The 17610-nt window shown below is 67.5% G+C and carries 14 protein-coding genes and 2 pseudogenes; 4 read left to right on the top strand and 12 right to left on the bottom strand.

All coding sequences use genetic code 11. The annotated features are described in order from the left end of the window. Positions 1–21: 21 nt before the first annotated feature. The 3 genes and pseudogenes from ABEB03_RS33385 to ABEB03_RS33375 all read right to left on the bottom strand — a co-directional run. Positions 22–921, bottom strand: a complete 900-nt coding sequence (locus tag ABEB03_RS33385; RefSeq protein ID WP_345656571.1) for an NADP-dependent oxidoreductase — start codon at positions 919–921, stop codon at positions 22–24. A 684-nt stretch (positions 922–1605) separates the two neighbouring features. Then, positions 1606–2043 (bottom strand): DUF4259 domain-containing protein, encoded by a 438-nt coding sequence (locus ABEB03_RS33380; protein WP_345656570.1) that lies wholly within the window; start codon positions 2041–2043, stop codon positions 1606–1608. A gap of 54 nt (positions 2044–2097) precedes the next feature. Then, positions 2098–2370: pseudogene (locus ABEB03_RS33375) on the bottom strand (transposase); the annotation flags it as partial. Here ABEB03_RS33375 and ABEB03_RS33370 point away from each other — a divergent pair. Continuing rightward, a pseudogene (locus ABEB03_RS33370) lies at positions 2360–2484 on the top strand (IS21-like element helper ATPase IstB); the annotation flags it as partial. The pseudogenes ABEB03_RS33375 and ABEB03_RS33370 sit on opposite strands and share 11 nt — an antisense overlap. A gap of 52 nt (positions 2485–2536) precedes the next feature. On the opposite strand, the gene ABEB03_RS33365 reads toward ABEB03_RS33370, so the two are convergent. From ABEB03_RS33365 to ABEB03_RS33340, 6 genes are all read right to left on the bottom strand, one after another. Next, the gene (locus ABEB03_RS33365; protein WP_345656569.1) at positions 2537–3175 is read right to left on the bottom strand and encodes an HAD family hydrolase; all 639 of its coding nucleotides are present in this window, start codon (positions 3173–3175) and stop codon (positions 2537–2539) included. A 583-nt stretch (positions 3176–3758) separates the two neighbouring features. After that, complete coding sequence (locus tag ABEB03_RS33360) at positions 3759–4559, bottom strand: phosphotransferase family protein (protein ID WP_345656568.1); 801 nt, start codon at positions 4557–4559, stop codon at positions 3759–3761. A gap of 89 nt (positions 4560–4648) precedes the next feature. Continuing rightward, on the bottom strand, positions 4649–5071 hold the full coding sequence (locus ABEB03_RS33355; protein ID WP_345656567.1) for a cyclic-phosphate processing receiver domain-containing protein: 423 nt from the start codon (positions 5069–5071) through the stop codon (positions 4649–4651). A gap of 35 nt (positions 5072–5106) precedes the next feature. Beyond that, a complete protein-coding gene (locus ABEB03_RS33350) occupies positions 5107–5463 on the bottom strand; it encodes a hypothetical protein (RefSeq protein WP_345656566.1) in 357 nt (118 codons plus the stop codon). Between the two features lie 832 nt (positions 5464–6295). After that, positions 6296–7042 carry an HD domain-containing protein gene (locus ABEB03_RS33345; protein WP_345656565.1) on the bottom strand — a complete coding sequence of 249 codons (747 nt, stop codon included), beginning with the start codon at positions 7040–7042 and terminating at the stop codon, positions 6296–6298. A 77-nt stretch (positions 7043–7119) separates the two neighbouring features. After that, positions 7120–7449, bottom strand: a complete 330-nt coding sequence (locus ABEB03_RS33340) for a PadR family transcriptional regulator (protein ID WP_345656564.1) — start codon at positions 7447–7449, stop codon at positions 7120–7122. A 397-nt stretch (positions 7450–7846) separates the two neighbouring features. Between ABEB03_RS33340 and ABEB03_RS33335 the strand changes: the two genes are divergently transcribed. Next, the gene (locus ABEB03_RS33335; protein ID WP_345656563.1) at positions 7847–11170 is read left to right on the top strand and encodes an AfsR/SARP family transcriptional regulator; all 3324 of its coding nucleotides are present in this window, start codon (positions 7847–7849) and stop codon (positions 11168–11170) included. A 387-nt stretch (positions 11171–11557) separates the two neighbouring features. Then, complete coding sequence (locus ABEB03_RS33330) at positions 11558–13132, top strand: serine/threonine-protein kinase (RefSeq protein WP_345656562.1); 1575 nt, start codon at positions 11558–11560, stop codon at positions 13130–13132. A 94-nt stretch (positions 13133–13226) separates the two neighbouring features. On the opposite strand, the gene ABEB03_RS33325 is transcribed toward ABEB03_RS33330, so the two are convergent. Together ABEB03_RS33325 and ABEB03_RS33320 are read right to left on the bottom strand one after the other, a co-directional pair. Beyond that, positions 13227–13883 (bottom strand): tyrosine-type recombinase/integrase, encoded by a 657-nt coding sequence (locus tag ABEB03_RS33325; protein WP_345656561.1) that lies wholly within the window; start codon positions 13881–13883, stop codon positions 13227–13229. Between the two features lie 13 nt (positions 13884–13896). After that, the gene (locus ABEB03_RS33320; protein WP_345656560.1) at positions 13897–14790 is read right to left on the bottom strand and encodes a LysR family transcriptional regulator; all 894 of its coding nucleotides are present in this window, start codon (positions 14788–14790) and stop codon (positions 13897–13899) included. A gap of 378 nt (positions 14791–15168) precedes the next feature. Here ABEB03_RS33320 and ABEB03_RS33315 point away from each other — a divergent pair, with 378 nt between their 5' ends. Continuing rightward, the gene (locus tag ABEB03_RS33315; protein WP_345656559.1) at positions 15169–15675 is read left to right on the top strand and encodes a hypothetical protein; all 507 of its coding nucleotides are present in this window, start codon (positions 15169–15171) and stop codon (positions 15673–15675) included. 306 nt (positions 15676–15981) lie between these two features. Here ABEB03_RS33315 and ABEB03_RS33310 read toward each other — a convergent pair whose 3' ends face one another. Then, positions 15982–17109 (bottom strand): LysR family transcriptional regulator, encoded by a 1128-nt coding sequence (locus ABEB03_RS33310; protein WP_345656558.1) that lies wholly within the window; start codon positions 17107–17109, stop codon positions 15982–15984. Positions 17110–17610 lie beyond the last annotated feature (501 nt).

The raw sequence follows: 17610 nt of genomic DNA, 5'->3' as shown, positions 1-17610 counted from the left end.
ATCGGGCAGTGCCCGCTCGGGTCACGCTGGGGTGAGCACGATCTTCTTCCCGCCGGCCCCTCCGGTGACCACCCGGGCGAACGCAGCCGGGCCTTCGCTCAGCGGCAGGGGTTCCGGTGCGAGTTTCAAGGTTCCAGCCGCGGCCTGCTCCGCCAACTGGGCAAGCTGCGCGGCGTTGGGCTCGATGTAGAGGTCCCCACTCGTGATGCCTCGTTCCTCCTCAGGCGCGTCCGAGGTCAGGGAGCACAGTCGGCCGCCGTCCCGCACCAAGGGCAGCGCCGGGGCCGCCGTGCCGGCGGCGATGATGAGGGCGGCGTCGAACCCGCCGCGTACCTTGGCCGGCCAGTTCGGGTCGTGGTAGTCGACGACCTCCGTCGCCCCCAGACCGAGCAGGCGCTCCGCGGCGGCAGCAGACGCGGTCGCGGTCACCTCGATGCCCTGGGCCGCGGCGAGTTGGATGGCCAGGGCTCCGGTGGCTCCGGCTCCGTTGGTGATCAGGAGCCGCTGTCCTGGGCTGAGACCCAGCTTCTCCAAGGCCTGCAGCGCGGTGAGTCCGTTGACCGGCAGCGCCGCCGCGTGCACGGCGTCCAGCCCGGGTGGGCAGGCTGCCGTGTGATCCGCGTTGATCAGAACGCGTTCGGCCCAGAAGCCGCTTCCCCCGGGCAGCGGGGCCTCGTGCGCGAGCACCCGGTCGCCCACGGCAAACCCGGTGACACCCGCACCGACGGCCAGCACCTTGCCCGCGCCCTCCACTCCCAGCGCCGCCGGGGGGCGCAGCCCCACGTCCCAACTGGCATCGATGGGCAGTCCGTCCCACGGGCCGACCCCGGCCGCCTCAACCCCCACCAGGATCTGACCGGGCCCCGGAGACGACGGTTCGGGCAACTCCAGCAGGGCGACTTCCTTGTCGGCCCCGGACACTCCGCACGCCTTCACAGCAGATCCTTGTCCTCTCACTCCATCCGGCCCGACCGGGAGGCAGGGGCCGGACACCCACAGCAGCCACCAGTGTCGACCTCAAGATCCCCTACAGTGGTCGCTCACGGTCTCAGCCGCTATTGGTGTCGACCCTGTGCAGCCAACAACCCTGGCAAGTGGTCCACTTGAAGAGTGACCGACTGGGCCAATCGTGGAACAGATCTGCACCTGGACCCTGGGACGGGAAGAGGCTTACGACATCGTCCTTGAGTAGCAAAAGAGCCGCTCGCGCTCCGACAGCAGCGGCTCTGCTGGACGAGGAGGCGGGCCTTGGCCACGGCCGCGCGGCCCGCCGAGGCCGACCGGGTCCGGTCCGCCGCGGCTGCGACGAGGGCGAAAGCCCGCGGTCCCACAGCCCGTCCGACACGATCCACGACGGCATCCCCACATCGATCCGAGCACTCAACTGCCGCCTCAGACACGGCGACCAGCGCCCATCCACTTCAATGTGTCAGCCGTTGCAAGAGGTCGCTCAGGTCAACGAGACAGACAGGCACACTGGCTTTGTTCACGAGTTGCGTCGTCAGTTGTTCACGGGTTTGGGAGGCACCCAGATCCACGGTCGGGTAATACTCACGAGTTTTGGTTCTGACTCAAGTTCTGTGATCCGTGACTATAGGTCACCGATTAGATCTCGAAGAGGGCTTCCTCTTGTGGCGGGATCGGAGGGTCAAGGACGTCGCGGAGGCGGGTGATGTCCTGGCGCCACTTCGACCAGTTCGCAGCTTCAGCCCACAGCTCGGCGAGTTCAGACCGGTCGGAGACCACTTGGTCCAGGGCGTCGACGGCGAGCATTCGAAGGTCTGCAGGCAACTCCGGTAGCGGCGCTGATGGGCCATCGTTCAAACACGCTGGCTCGCCGTCAGGATGCTGGTCGACGACCAGGGCCGCCGCGGCCACTGCCCGCTCGCCGTCGTAGATACCCAGGAAGTCCGCAGACCCGGCGGCACGCTTGAGCACGCCCCGGATCATGGCTTCGCGTTCTTCCAGTGCTGCCTCGTCCAGGTCACCGGCCAAGTCGGCGGCGGTGTCGTTGTCGAAGGGGCCGATGTCCCAGGTGCCCATATCTCTCCTTGCGTGGCCGTCTGGGGATCGTCGCACTCCCCACCGACAGCGAGGTCAGGAGGCAAGCAGTACCCGTTTGCGCAGGAGCTTGAAGCCAGCGCGTCCGTACATCTGCCGCTTGATCGTTTTGGTGCGGTTGACGTGGCCTTCCACGATGCCTGAGCTACAAGGCAGGGTCAGGCCGGCGGTGACGGCTGCGAGGTCGCGTTCGAGGCCGTTGATGAAGGTGTGCCGGCTGGGTAGGTCGTCGGCTCGGACCGCCGCGATCCATTCGGGGAGCCGTTCTCCCTGGAGCTGGGTGAGCATCTGCCCGAAGCCGCGGACGTGCCCGCCGCCATCGTCGACCGGCTCACCTTCAACGGCACCATCATCGAGACTGGAACCGACTCCTACCGCCTGGCCAGCACCCGAGCCCGTGCCGAACACGCAGAAGCGGGCTGATCAACCGCTCCACCGCCTGGCCGGCAACCGCTGAAGGTCGGCCAGGCCGACATCATCCGAGCTGGACAGGCCCTCCAACCCGGGGACCAGCGTCCAGATGAGCTGCGATGCGCGTCATCGTCCGGGCATTGTCCTGGAACAGATGCGCCTGCATGCCCGCCGCCTGAGCAGCCTCAACATTTACTGCGAGATCGTCGATGAACAGACAGCTCTCCGGCCGCACCTCCAGGCTGGCGCATACGGTCTCGAAGGCACGCGGGTCCGGCTTCTCGATGCCGATCTCGTGCGAGTACACGATTTGCTCGACCAGTTCGTCGAAGTGATACAGCGCGGTCTCCCGTTCCCGGGCACCGACGAAGCTGTTGCTCAGGATGCCCAGCCTGCAACTCCCTCGCAGCCCACGCACGTAAGCGATGAGCTCCTCGTTAGGCGTTCCCAGGTACTCCGCCCAGAGATCAGCCATGAAGGCTTCAACCTGGGGCGCGTCGAACCCCAAGCGTGCTGCCACCTGCTCGTGAACCTCTCGTTCACTGATAGTCCCGACGCTCCCGGCTTGCCACACGTCGCGCATCTGCTCATGCACAGTGCCGAACGGCAACCCCAGCCGCTCTTCCCACCGCTGCACACACCCCGTTTCCGGCGTGATCTCCAGCACGCCACCGATATCGAGAATGACGCAGGTCGCCGTCACTCGAACTCCCCCTCTTCGTCCAGCCCGGCTGGCGAGCGCACACCGCTCGCTCGTGTGATCTACGGTGACACTGTCGCCCTTCCCTCTGGGGCAAGGTCAAGCGATCTTGAAGCCTTGTGGCAGCCCTGTTGCGAGCCGCCGACACGACTCGGCTGCATGGGCAGGTGCCTTCAAAACTCGTGACGAACCGCGGAGCCCTAGGCCGGACGACGACGTCAGAACTCGTCAACAAACGCTGTCGCAAGAAGTGGTCGAAGCCAGGCATACCGGCGGTGATGCAGCCCGCCACCTCTCCGCCTTGCGACTTGCCTGTCTGCGCTCACCGCAACCGTCCAAGTCCGGGGAACCAGCCCGTCGAGCCGCAGGCGCCGCGCCCTGCCCCGGCTGCCCGGACCGTGCCCGTGTCCCCGGCAGCTGGAAAGTGTCCGCCTACCCGGCTCCGAGTCAGGCCGACGTCAGGACTGGTGCCGCAGCGGCCACGGTCACGGCTACGGCCGGGCCCCTCACCGACGCACTCCTCCCCGGCACGCCTCCGCCGGGCGACCGGCAGCTCTACGGGGCCGGCATGCCGAACCGGGGGCAGTCAGTTCAGCAGGGCAGCCGTGAACGTCTTGCGGTGGTCCACCAGCCAGGTCTGCATACGGTCCCAGCGTTCCCATCCGCCACGCTGGGCCAGCGCCTGGAGATAGACGGGGTCGCCGTCGGCCACGCGTTGGGCGACGAAGGCCCGGCAGACCTCTGTGGCCTGTTCGATGACGCCGGGCAACTCGGCCCGGTCCCCCGCCGAGAGGCCGTAGCTGTCGGCAAGGACCCGCAGCCGTGCAGCCGCATCCAGCCCCGAGGGGTAGAGGGCAGCTGCGGATCCGGGATCGAGCATGGGCACCCAATAGCGGGCTGTCATGGCGATGTCCCAGAGGGGGCGGCCCGGGGCCGCCAGGTCGAAATCGATCAGGGCAGCGGCACGGCCGTCGCGGAAGACGACGTTCTCCGGGCACATATCGTTGTGGCACAGCATCGTTCCCCGCTCCGGATCCGTCAGGTCCTGGGGCCACTCGGCATGGGTGTCGACCGCGACGGCCCTCCCGGTCTCATGCAGGCGTCGCAGCAGGCTGCCCACCGATTCGAGAGCAGCCTTCGTCATTGCCCAGTCCGGGAACGGCGGCAGAGCCACATCGCCGGGAATGAAGGTCAGCTGCTCACGGCCATCCGCGGTGAGACCGACAGGGACGGGCGCCGCGTCGAAGCCGTGCTCCTTCAGCGCGCGGAGATAGGCATGCAGGGCGCGCGCGTTGCGCGGCGCCGGGCGCACAACCAACTCACCCCGGCGGAAGATCGCCCCCACATTCACCATCCCGCCGACCAGCGCCTCACCCTCAGCCGTCATGAGGATCACGCTATCGCCAGAACGCCCCCGCACGGCTCTCGCACGTATGAAGGGATGCTCCGATGACAGGGTGACGCGCCGCCAGCTGCTCATTGCGGGGCGGCTCGCCGAACGTGGTACTTCCAATGTGAAAGGGACCGCACAACAGTCTCGGCCCCGATGGGGTTGGCGCTGTGCACGTAGACAGTGCCGATCCGGAACGGGGTTCTGTGAAAGGCAGCCTCTTCCAGGAGGGTCACCACCGGCATGATGCTGTCGTCCCCGCCGAGGTCGTGATCGAGCCAGAGTTCGTCAATGAAGATGTCCTGGTGCTCTTGGAGGAGTTGGACTCCTTCGCGGCTCGTGCGGGCGAGCCGTGTCGCTCTGGGCAGCGCGCTGAGGTCGTCAATGGCGAGGATGATCGGTGTTGGTTCGGGAGAGGGCTGCTGCACCCGACCATCATGCCCGGTGAACGGCGGGCAGATACGGGCAGCGGGGCGCTGCCTCAGCGGGCGGGTCAGGTGGTCGTGCAACGTCCCTGATCGTGTATCGACTCCTGACGAAGACCTCAGGGCCTGAGCCTGTTCTGCTGAGGGTCGAAGCACACCAGCTCCATGGACTGGGCCAGGGAAGCGGCGAAAGCGGAGGCTTCCTCGGCCATGCTCCAGCTCATCGGGAAGTAGATCACCGGTCCCCGGGCCTCGCGGATCAACGGGCCGGTATGCCAGGGAGAGGTGCCGTAATCGTCCTCGGTCACGTCACTCCAGCGTTCAAGAAGGCCGGCGACGTAGGCCGCGATGCGCTCGGTCGGCGGCTCGCCGGCGTCCACGTCGATGTAACGGTCGTAGAGGTCGTTGAAGACCCGGCCAGCGGTCCTGTCGTCCGCCGGCCTCTCACCCTCCCAAACCGCCAGGTCGTAGCTCATGCCCGGAGGCTCTCACACAGCACCGACAGCCAGCCCCCACCTGAATCCACGGAACAACTTCGGTCTCGTATCCACAAGGACAGACCGACGCCCCACGCGCGCGAAGAGCAGGCCTTCACGACACTGAACTTGAACTTCACACCCCGAGACCGTACGAGCGCGTGCGGGTAACGGAGGCTGGCCGCGGAACCCGCCGCCGAAGCTGGAAGTATGCAGTATCCGATCAGACGGACGCAGAACGCCAAGGCATGCGTGTCCAGCCGCTGCAGCCGTCGTTGCACAGCAGCGCGCACCAACCTCCGACGCTCAGGTGGATGCGCGCCCGCGTGAGACCCCGACCCGCCCGGCTTCGGACCCTCACTCATGTGGCCGAGCTGCACAGCAGTGGCGGCGGTCCGGAGGCAGGTCCGGCTCGGATGGTGGCTCGACAACACGCGACGTCAGGACGGCAAGCTCTCCCCGGACCGCCGAGGCGGATCCGATGAGCTGGACGTGCGGTGGTAGGTCCGTTGCGGAAGTGACGGGCAGGGCCACGACCTCGTCTCACGGCACTGGCGCTGTCATCCGCTGCGTCGGGATGGCGAGGGTGGGGCCGCGGAAGGCTGCGCCGGCTCCGGCATGATGGGCGCTTCGGTGGGGATGCGCCAGGCGCGGATCAGTTGCCCAAGCCGGCGGGCTGGTGTCTCGCTGGGGATGAAGAGGACGACCGCGACCAGGGCAAGGGCGCCTGCTGTGAGCGCTCCGGTCGTCCAGGCGGATAGGCCTCCACTGGCCATGGTGATCGCAAAAGCAGCCGCCGTACCCAGCACACCTCCGATACGAGCCGCGGCGCTCAGCATCGGTGCTCCCGAGAGGTCGGGCGGCGCAGAGTGCAGGACAGCCTGGGTGTGCTGAGCAGGACTCGGAAAGTGAAGCGAGTGCGGGTGCAGCGGGTGGGGAGGGCGGCCAGCTCGGCATGCCATTCCTCGCGCCACCGTGCACGCATCGGGGTGGGAAGCAGCAGAGTCAGTATGGACAGCGTGCGGGTCGTGACCGCGAATGCGGTGGATGTGGGCCGGAGGACGGCCGAGGAGAGGTCGTGCAGTTCACGGCTCACGTCGGTCAGGCCTGCCCCGCGGGCCAACGGAGCGATGATGTCGAGGGTTTCACGGGCCACGAGGTACCGCCTGGCGAGGGCGACGAACGCGATGGTGCGCATGTTGTGCAGCCGGTCGGCGAGGCGGATGGCCAGCACGGCCTCCTCCCACGTTGGTTTGATCCCGGGCCGCCGTGCGATGTCAAAGTTGAAAGCGCTTGGCACGATCGCGCTGAGCTTGGCGGTGCGGACGGCAGAGATCAGGTCGGCTGTCTCCTGCCCGATGTGTTCGGCCACACGGCCCGGCGGACAGGGCGTGTCGTCGACGTCGTGCAGCAGGGCGGCGCATATCACGGTCGGTGGCATGCCGATGGCGGCGACGGCGAGACAGTGGGTGAGGAACGGGTCGCCGCTGTGACGGGTCTGTCCCTCGTGCCAGAGGGCGGCCTCATCGTGGGCGTGCCGGATGAGCGAGATGTCGGCGTCCGGGTGATGAGTACGCACGACGGCCAAAATGCCGTCCAGGGACGTGGCGGCGGAGCGGCGCCTGCTCGGTCGGCGTGCCGACCGGCGCCGGGCCCTCATGACACTCCCCCGTCGGCAGCCGGGCGGGCGGCCCACCCCGGGAGGGGCTGCTTGCGGGCACGGTAGGTACGGGCGAGAGTGTCGCGCGCGTGCTCGGCACCGTCTTCGGTGATCCGGTAGAAGCGACGGCGCGGCCGGCCGGCTTCCTCATGGACGGCCGGGTCTTCCCAAGTGCTGTCCACCCAGCCGACTTGTTCCAGGCGGGCGAGGATCGGATAGATGGTGCCCGACGGCAGTCCCGCCAACTCGCACAGCTCAAGACCGTAACGTTCTTTGGCGGGGTCTTCCAGCAAAGCCCGCAGCACCAGCTGGGTCTGCAGGGTCATACGCGGACTACCCATACTCGTACTCTACATAGCCTATGTACGACCTGTCTAGAGTTCGTCACGGACTGTGGTTCTCCTGCGAGGCAGGCCGGCGTCACGATGCGGGTGCTGCCCTCGAAGAGCCGCGTGCCCTCTCGCAATCCCGGGGTACTCCCCCGCGCTGCAGAACACCGACGCCGCCACCAACCGTCTGCGGACCGCCTCTCTCAGCGTGGTGTAGAGGTCGTAGACGACTCCACGCGAGGTCTCGGTGAGTCCGGCCACCACGCGTCTGCGGCCAACGCGGTCGCCACCGCCTCCTCTTCGGTCCCCCTGGCCCCCTCTTTCTGGTTGTGCGGGTTGTGCAATGTCGTGTCCAACCCCATGGCCGGGGTGCTGCAATGCTGATGATTCTCCGATGACGCAGGAAGGCGGAGGCTGCAAGGTGGACGAAGCATCTCCTCAGCTGCTGCAGTTCGAGGTGCTCGGGCCGTTACGGGCATGGCGGGGCGGGACACCCCTGGAGGTGGGGCCGATCAAGCGGCAGGCCGTACTGGCCGCGCTGCTGCTGCGCCACGGAGCGGTGGTGAGTCATGAGCGACTACTCGACGCAGTGTGGGGGTCGGAGCCGCCCCTGGGCGGCCGCAAAGTGTTACCCACCCATGTCAACTCGCTGCGCCGGGCACTGGATCCGGAAAGCACCCAGCCCGCGGAGTCGGTAATCCGTAGTGGCAAGGGCTGGTACCGCTTCCACATCGAAAAGGTCCGGCTCGACACGGCAGTTCTGGGCGAGCGGAGCGACGCGGCGATGCGCACCGTCTCTTCCGGCGACCTGGCCACCGCGGCGGACCAACTCTCCGATGCCTTGGAACTGTTTCGAGGCGAGCCCCTGGCAGGCCTTCCAGGTCCCTTCGCGCAGGACGAACGGCAGCGGCTGGAGGAGCGCCGACGGAAGCTCCGGATGGAGCGGCTCAAGTGCCTGGTCCTGCTGGGCCGGTTCGGCGAGGCCCTCGACGAACTCGGCTTGTCCGCGTCCGACCGCTATGACGAAGCGCTGACCGCCTTGCGCCTGCGGGCCCTGTACGGCTGCGGCCGTCAGGCGGAAGCGCTCAGAGCCTACGAGGACATACGCGTACGACTGCGTGACGAACTCGGGGCCGATCCCGGTGAGGAACTGCGCCGGGTGTACGAAGCAGTTCTGCACCAGGACAACGTCTTCCTCCTACATCCGCCGGCTCCTTCCCCGCCCACGCTCACCAGCCCGCGCGCGAGCGCCGTACCCTCCGAACTCCCCCACGACGTACCGGGCTTCGCCGGCCGCGTCGGCGAACTCGCCCGGCTCCACGCCCTACTCCCGTCCGCGCAGGAGCAGGGAGCTGCGACCACCGTGGTCATCTCCGCCATCGGTGGCGCCGCCGGCATCGGCAAGACCGCGCTGGCCGTGCACTGGGCACACCAGGTGAAAAGCCGTTTCCCGGATGGTCAGCTGTACGTGAACCTGCACGGGTTCGACCACGACCGCCCGCCGCTGAAGCCCGGCGAGGCCCTTGAACTCCTGCTGCGCAGCCTGGGGCTCGCGGCGTCGGAGATCCCCGCGAACGACGAAGCGCAGGCACGGGTGTACCGGACCCTGCTCGCTGACCGGCGCATGTTGGTCCTGCTGGACAACGTGGCCTCCGCCGAACAGGTACGTCCGCTGCTGCCGGCCAGCCCGAGCTGCCGTGTCGTCGTCACCAGCCGCAACCGGCTCGGCGACCTCGTCGCCCACGACGGGGCACACGCCCTGCCGCTGGACCTCCTCCAGCCGGACGAGGCAAGCGCGCTGCTGAGCCGGGCCCTCGGCGCGGACCGGGTCGCCGCCGACGAAGGCGCGGTCGACGAGCTGATCCGGCTGTGCGGCAGCCTGCCGCTGGCCCTGCGGGTGGCCGCCGCCAGGCTGGCGAGCGATCCAGGACTGCGGACTGCCGAGATGGTCACCGAGATGACCGAGGGCAAGCGGCTCGAAGCGCTGGAGCCGGAAGGCGAGGACAACTCCCCCCTGCGCGCGGCCTTTTCGGTGTCGTACCGGGTCCTGGCGCCCGGCGCGCGCCGGCTGTTCCGCCTGCTCGGACTTTTTCCGGGAACGGAGTTCACCGCCGAGGTCGCGGCGGCCCTCCTGGACGTACGGCTGCCGCAGGCCCGACGTCTGATCGGCGCGCTTGCCGCGGCGCACCTGATCGAACCCGCGGCCGCGGGCCAGTACCGGTTGCACGATCTCCTTCGCGAGTACGCGCAGGAGCGGGCGCTGGAGGAGGAGACGGCCCCGGATCGCAACGCGGCGTTGGAGCGTCTCCTGATCTGGTATCTGCACGCCGCCCGCGCCGCCTCGGGAACCTGGCTCTTCCCGGAACTGCCCTCCGAGCTCCGGGCCGATGACCAGCAGGGCTTGCCGTCCGCCGCCGAGGCCACGGTGTGGCTGGAAACGGAGCGGGCCAACCTGCTTGCTGTGATCAAACACGCCGCCCGGCGCGGCCCGCGCCCCATCTCCTGGCACTTGGCCTCCGTACTGTTCGGCTACTTCTGGCTCCATCTGCCGCGGGCGACGTGGCTGTCCATCTCGCAGATCGTGCTGCACGCGGCGGAGGCCGAAGGTGATCCGTACGGCGCGGCGGTCATGCACCAGGCCCTCGGTGTGATCGGGTGGGACTGGGGGCAGGCGCGGGAGGCGATGGAGCACAACGCGCGGGCGAGGGACATCAGCCGGGAACTGGCCTGGCCGGAAGGCGAGGCAGCGGCCCTGGGCGGCCAGGGCTTCGTAGCCTGGAGCATGGCGCGGCTGGGCCGCGCGCACGAGCATTTCACCACCGGCCTGCGCATCACCCGGGACATTGGGAACCGTCACGTCGAGGCGTTCGGGCTGGTCGGTCTCGGTATGGTCTACCGGGATCTGGGCCGCCTGCGCGAGTCTGCCGACCACCTCGAACTGGCCATCAGCCGCAGCGAGGAACTCAGTTGGTGGGACGACGGCCTGGCGCTGCAGATTCTGGGCTGGGTGTACTGGGAACTCGGCCGTCTCACAGACGGCCTCAACGTCCTCGGCCCTTGGGTGACCCCGGACTCAGGGAGTGGCTACCGCAACGGCCGCGCCATGATGCTCGGCGCCGCCGCGAGGATCAATATTGCGCGCGGCCGCCACGACGAGGGGCTGGAACAAGCCGAGCGAGCCTTCGCGATGGTCAAGGACGAGGGGCGGCTCTGGATCCAGGCGAGCCTCATCAGCACAGTCGCCGCCGCCCACCGGGAGCTGGCGCATTTCGAGCGGTCTCTGAAGGCCGACGCGCAGGCCCTCTCCCTGTCCCACCAGGCGAGATACCGACGCGCCGAGGCGGACAGCCTCCTCGGCCTCTCACTCACCCTCCAGCACTTGGGCCGGTACGACGAGGGGCGCACCTATGCCGAACAGGCACTGAGCCTGGCACGCGACCACTCCTTCCGCATGGTTGAAGGCCAGGCCCTGACAGCCCTCTCCGAGACTGCGGAGTCCTTGAAGGCACGCGCCGCAGCCGTCGAGTTCGCCCAGGAGGCCCTGTCCGTACACCGCGAGACCGGCCACCGACTGGGCGAAGCCCGCACCCTCATGGCACTCGCCCGCGCCCGACAGAAGACCGACAGCACTGCCGCTGACCTGATTCGGCAGCAGGGACGGACCATTCTGTCCGACATCGGCGTGCCCTCGGAGGAATACGAAGCCATACACCGGTGATATGCCGGGGCCGAGCCGCTCTTGGTAGTGGACGGCCAGTGGACGACGCTTCGCATGAACCCACCCATGCCGACGACCGCCACTGACAGTCGATCATGGCGACAAGCTCGCCCAGGAACACTTCCGTGCCTGCTTGCGCTCCCTGGCGGCCTCTGGCCGTCCTCCATGTCAGCGATCCGAGCAGCCCCAGTGACACTCAGCCGTTACGGACTGCGCGTGGCCCTTGCCAAGTCGCGTAGGACACCCAGGCCCTTTTGGCCAACGCCCCTGCCGTTTGACAAGTTTCTGCGTATCGGGGTGCGCTGCGTTCGCGGTCACGTCATGATCCCCTGAGCAGCCGGTTCGGCCAGCGGGTGGCGGAACTTGTCGAGACGGGGGAGGCGGGCAGTGCGAGACCAGCTCCTGGGAGGCCGTTACCGGTTGGTGCGGCAGCTCGGCGAGGGAGGCATGGGGCAAGTATGGGAGGCACAGGACGAGTCGCTGGGCCGACGCGTCGCGGTCAAGGTGATCTCCCTACTCGCCGGCGGCGGAAGCCATGGCACCGAGGCACGCGCCAGGTTCTTGCGCGAGGCGCGGATCACCGCCCGCCTGCAGCACCCCAACATCGTGACCGTCCATGACCTCGGGGAGACCGATACCGGGGACAGCCGGGCCCCGTTCTTGGTAATGGAACTGGTGCGGGGCGAGGGCCTGGACGCGAAGCTGCGCGGAGGCGTCGTCACCTTGCCGGATGCGGCCCGATGGGGCGCGCAGATATGTGACGCGCTGGCGGAAGCGCACGACTCCGGGATCACGCACCGGGACATCAAGCCGTCCAACATCCTCGTCATGCCTTCCGGTGCCTTGAAGGTCCTCGATTTCGGCATTGCGAGGGCGGCCGACCCCTACGCGACTGCGGACCGCCTCACCCAGACCGGCTTCATCGTGGGCACGCCTCCGTACATGGCACCGGAACAAGCACGTGGCTTCCCAGAAGCGCGCAGCGACCTGTACGCACTCGGCTGCCTTCTGTTCGAACTGATCACGGGCCAACTGCCGTTCCAGGCCCCTGACACCGTGGGCTACCTCGCGGCACACCTCACCCAGGCCCCGCCCACCCCCAGTTCGGTATCCACGGGCATCCCGGCCGCCTGGGACAGGCTCGTACTCACTCTGCTCAACAAAGAACCCGACAAGCGGTACCAGAACGCGGCAACCCTCTCCCAGGCTCTACGACAACTCGACCGCGCCTACGTCCCCACAACCGCTGGTCGGAGCCGCGTCCCCTCACAGGTGGAGTCCCGCGCTGCGCTCCTCGGCCGACTCGCTACCGCCATGCGGGCCGCGCATGACGTCGGCGCGGCCCATCTCGCCGATGCTCTCAGTCGCACACAGCGCGTTCCGCGCCAACTCGACCGCGCATCCGGGCCAGCGTCGCCGGCACCCGAGGCCGCCCTATCGCGCACCATGCCCGGCACCGCTTCGCTTGCCGAGGACATCACCCAGCGCCGCACCCGGGCCCTGAAACCCGAGCCTCTCAAGCATCGTCCAGCCCCAGAAGACGACCCGGGCGCGAAGCCAGGGCCCGCTCCTCGACGGTCCGCGGTCAGAATAGCGACTGCCGTGACAGCGTTGGTCTGCCTTCTCACGGTTCCGGTCATCCCCTTCGCGACCGCCCAAGCCGTCGACACCGGCGAGATAACGAGCGACGAGGGAACGGTACAGATGGCGCTGTTCGGCGTGATGGCGGCCGTGCTTGCTATCGGCGTGCTGCTGATGCTCGCGCGGAACACGGCTGGACGTTGGCTGATCGTGGCAGGCGGCATCGGCCTCGCTCTGCAGGCGGTGAATGCCACGCTCTTCTTCAACTGGATCGGCCTTGCCCTGCAGCAGGTCCTACCTCTGGCCGCGATCGCAGCCGCCCTCTCCGCCGTCCTGGCCCTGCTTTCCTCCAGCGGCAGCGAACGTCAACGGCCACGCTAGCGTCAACCAAGTCCTCGCACTCGTCGGCGACAGGGCTGGCGGGTGAACGAAGTGCTCCTCCACAGAGGGGCCGCGAGCTCGATTCTGCTCAAGATCACTGAATGTTGAGCCACAAGTGGATCTTGCCAGATCCGGTCGCGCCGACCTGCCAGTTCAGAAACAGGTGCCGAAAGAGCGTCTTGTCCCTGCAAGGTGAAGGTGTAGGTGCACAAGCCGTGGCCCAGGTCGTAGTACTGCCAGGGCTCACCGCTGGCGGCGGCGCCGGAGGCGACCGCGTCGCGGTCGACGAGGACTTCGGTGTGATCTTCGCGTAGTGGGCCGTCGCCTCCGGAGTGCGGTGACCGAGCCATTCCTGCAGCTCGAACGGTGTCATGGGCTCCTTGGCGTTGTAGAGCTGGCTGGCGATCGTGGAGCGGGCCCGGTGGCTGGTGATGTTGCCGCGGACGTCGGCCGTGGGGACTCCGGCCTTGCGGCAGAGCATCGGGGTGATCGTCGTGTTGATGTAGTGCTTGGCGACCCGGCGGGCGCGGTGGGCGAACAGGAAGTTCGCCAACTCGCCGGTCTTGTGGTCCAGCATCTGCGGTTGGGCGGGTCTGACGGCCTGCCACGCCTCGACGGCCTTGCCCAGCAGGGGGTCGACGGGCTTGGTGAATGCGGTGCCGGTCTTGTGGGTGGGGACGTCCAGCAGGCAGACGGCGTCGCGGTCCAGGACTTCGCCCTTGAAGAACAGGAGTAAACGACCTCTGAACACTCCGAGGCGATGCTCATCCTGGCCAAATGAGGAACTCGTGCGTTATCGCGATGAGGGCACGTGCCGCACGACCGGGCGTGCGCTCGGACGGTACGGCCAGGGAAAACGGCCAGTCCAGGTCGGTGTCGTCGATGGTCAGCGTGGCGACGTCCTCCGTCCTGGCGAGGGCAGGGCGCGGCAAGAGCGCCACGCCCAGGCCGTTACGGACGTAGGCCACGCCGGTGGGGACGTCGGTGATCTCGAGAGCGACGCGACGGGTCACGGAGGCTGCAGTGAAGGCCTGATCGGCAACGGTCCGGATGCCATAGCTCACGGGGAAGTCGACGAAGTCCAGGCCGGCGAGTTCCGTGATCGGCACAGTGCGGCGTTTCGCGAGCGGATGGTCGGCCGGCACCACGAGGTCGAGCACCGAAGTGACGAGGTCGGTCAGCGTAATGCCTGTCGGGCGCGGTCCGGGCAGGGAGACGAAGGCGAGGTCGAGCCGCCGTTCGAGGAGGGCATCGATCAGGCCCTGGGAGCCGGAGGCGGCGGCGCTGGTCTGCAGGAGCACACCGGGATGACGCCGGTGGAATTCACCGAGGAGCGCAGGAAAGTCGATCAGGCCCACCGTGGTCATCGTGCCCAGCCGCAGGGTGCCGCGCAGTCCTCCGCGGACCGCGGCCACCGCGTCTGCGGCTTCCCGGGCGGCGTTGAGAGCAGCATGGGCGCGCGGGAGCAGGGCCGCGCCGGCATCAGTGAGCACCACGCGTTTGGTGGTGCGTTCCAGCAGCGGCGCGCCGAGTTCTCGCTCAAGGTTCTTGATCGTGGTGGAGACCGCGGACTGGACGACGTGCAGCCGTGCGGCGGCACGGGTGAAGTTCGCTTCCTCGGCGACGGCGACGAAGTGCTCGAGCTGGCGCAGTTCCACCCTCCCAGTATCCCTCGGAGAACCCCCATTTATCTCTCAGCGAGATAAGTACAGTCTCTGACTTTCGTTGGACAGCGACCGTTGCGGTCAACGATCCTTTTCATCGGAAGAACTGCTCGAAGCAGGAATGCTTACTGGCGGGCACACCGAAACTGGAGGACAAGCGCGAGGCGACCACCATAATCAATCGGTGGTTGCAGAGGCGCGCGATATTCTCCGGCAGCATCTTCATATCCCTGATTCGAACGAGAATTTCTTGCTCTGACCAGGGACGCTGTAATTGACCTGGGTGCGCCGCGCTGGTGAATGTCAAAACCTCCGGACGTCCCGAGCCGGGAAACACACCGAATCAAATCCAGGAACAAGGAGACGACTGCCATGACCACACCGAACGAGCCCACCGGCAAGCTGAACAACCAGGCGCCGCACCTGGACTACTACCCAGAGTGGCTCGACAACCTCGCCGACAACGTCATCCTCCAGGGCAATTTCGCCAACGGTGAAGTGATCGGCAAGGAAAAGGTGGGAAAGCTGCTGAGTTTCGCTCGAAGCAACTACGCTTTCCAGGACTTCCGCTTCGTCGGCAAGCGCGGCGAACTCTTCCTGGAGGACTATCGCTCCACCATCCGTGGCAGCGAGACCTACCGTCCGGGTGGAATCGAGATTTACAACTTCGTCGTCGTCTACTTCAACGAGGCGGGCGAGACCAGTCAGCTGGTCATGAACCACCGGCCACAGTCAGCCGCCCTGCTGTTCTCGTCCTTGCTGGCGGAACACTTCGGCGACGAGTTCGGCTCGGACCTCTTCTACAAGGGCGATGTCAGCGATCGGCTGCTCGACCACGACCTGTCCCGCGGTCAGTGGCCCCCGTCGCAGCCGCACTGAATTGCGACGGCCGGACTGTCCGGTCAAGGACGGGCTGTAGCACCGTGGTGTCACAGCCCGTCGGCGAAGCCGACCACTCAAAGGGCGTCGGAGCCGAAGGCGACTCCCGATCCGCTCCACCTTCATGAGGGCACGACGTGGCACCACTACGGAACTGCTTCCTGCCTGGTACGCACTACCTGCGATACAGGAGGGCACCGCACACCTCCCACGATCAAGGAACCTGCTGATCAGAGTCGATTTGCAAGCCCTGCTCTGCTTGTGCTCCCGTGACGTGCGTGCTGACACCTCGCGTGCAGAGCCGCATCACTGGCGGATGGCTGCGACGACGATGTCCACGAAGGATCGGACGACGGGACTGACGCCGCCTTTCGCGTGGGCCACGACCACCGGGCTTTGAGGCATTTCGAGCAGGGGAACCATGGCGAGCCCTTCGTCCGGTTCGTGATCCATCGGCGTCATGCCGACCGTGCCGTTCCACAGCACGGCCTGCCTGCACTCGGTCACGGCCCGCACGACCGGTCCTGAGCGTTGCCTTCCTCCGCTCCAGTAGGAGCGCCAATGGGTGTCGGTGGTGTCGGGAAAGCGGAACCAGCTTCGATCGTCCAGGTCCGCAAGCGTGAGGTGGGGGCGAGTGGCCAGTACATCGTCGGCGCGCAGCAGGGCGGCGACGGGATCGCTGCGCAGTTGTGTGACGTGCAGTCCGGTTTCGTCGAAGGGGCCGCGGGTGAGGGCGACGTCGACGCGGCCCGCGGCGAGCCCGCACGTGGGGTCGGCGAGGTCCGACTCCCGTACCCGGATTTCCACATACGGGTGGTGGCGGCGGAACGCCTCCACGAGCCGGTGGCTGCCGGGGGCGATGCCGTCGCCCAGCATGCCCACAGTCATGGTGACCGGCCCCGAGAGCGCGGCGATGCGCGCGCGGATGCGCTCGGCGGCCTCCAGCAGTGAGCGAGCCTCATCGACCAGGACGGCCCCGGCCGCAGTCAGCGTCACGCCGACAGGGGTCCGGTCGAACAGCCTGGTCCCCAGGTCCGCTTCGAGGTTCTTGATGGCGCGGCTGAGCGGCGGCTGACGCATGTGCAGGCGTGCTGCGGCACGGCCGAAATGCAGTTCCTCCGCGACGGCGACGAAGTAGCGCAGCAGGCGCAGGTCCATTCCCGCACGATACCCGTCGGGTATCAGGGGTCGATGTTGAACAGGCAGCGGGCCCAGGAAGCTGATGTGCCGGTCCTTGAACGGGGAGAGACGGGCGACGTCTTCGTCCTTGATGTCGTGGCCCTCGGCGCGAACCCGGGCAACGACGGCGTCCAGGCATCGGATGTTCCACAGGACCACGGCGTTGAGGACCAGACCGACAGCGGCGAGCCGGTCTTGTCCGAACCCGCCCACCGCGCACCTCAGTTGTGATTGTCGCCAGTGCTGTGACCGCATAGGTTCGCCGGGTTGACGGGTGGAGGCGTGTCAGCCATCCCGATCACTGGAGGTCTTGGTGGCCGAGCCTGTGCGCGGCACGCAGACTCATCGATGCGGCTACGATCCACGGCGTGGTACGCAACGGGTGGAGAGCATTGATCGGCGCGGCGGGGGCGAGTGCCTTGTGCTGGGGAGTGGCTGGGACGGTGCATCTGGGGCTGGTGCATCACAGCAATGGGCGGCGCCGTGACGGTTGGAGCCTCCCCGAAGGCGGAAGGCTCTACGAGTTCGCGTTCACCGCAGGAGCCATTGTGACGCTGTACTCCGTTCCCGGGCTGCTTCGTCGCAAGGAGTGGTGGCCGGCGCTGAGCCTGAGCCTCGGAACTGTGGTGGGCGCGGTTTCGGTACTCGTTCTGGGACGGGAACCGCGGTATTGGGTCACTGCGGCGGTCATGGTTGTGCTCGGTGGTGTGGCCCCCTTGGTGAGCCTGTGGTGGGGGCGGCAACGATCTGGCGTTG

Origin of the sequence: Streptomyces siamensis (assembly GCF_039543605.1) — a bacterium.
In the GTDB taxonomy this organism is placed as follows: Bacteria; Actinomycetota; Actinomycetes; order Streptomycetales; family Streptomycetaceae; genus Streptomyces; species Streptomyces siamensis.
Note: the sequence above shows the minus strand (reverse complement) of the source record. Positions and strands in the feature narration are given on the sequence as shown.

Coding starts and splice junctions, on each gene's coding strand:
- ABEB03_RS33380 (WP_345656570.1), bottom strand. CDS start 2,043: ATGGGCACCTGGGACATCGGCCCCTTCGACAACGACACCGCCGCCGAC.
- ABEB03_RS33360 (WP_345656568.1), bottom strand. CDS start 4,559: ATGACGGCTGAGGGTGAGGCGCTGGTCGGCGGGATGGTGAATGTGGGG.
- ABEB03_RS33350 (WP_345656566.1), bottom strand. CDS start 5,463: ATGAGCTACGACCTGGCGGTTTGGGAGGGTGAGAGGCCGGCGGACGAC.
- ABEB03_RS33340 (WP_345656564.1), bottom strand. CDS start 7,449: ATGACCCTGCAGACCCAGCTGGTGCTGCGGGCTTTGCTGGAAGACCCC.
- ABEB03_RS33335 (WP_345656563.1), top strand. CDS start 7,847: ATGACGCAGGAAGGCGGAGGCTGCAAGGTGGACGAAGCATCTCCTCAG.
- ABEB03_RS33315 (WP_345656559.1), top strand. CDS start 15,169: ATGACCACACCGAACGAGCCCACCGGCAAGCTGAACAACCAGGCGCCG.
- ABEB03_RS33310 (WP_345656558.1), bottom strand. CDS start 17,109: ATGCGGTCACAGCACTGGCGACAATCACAACTGAGGTGCGCGGTGGGC.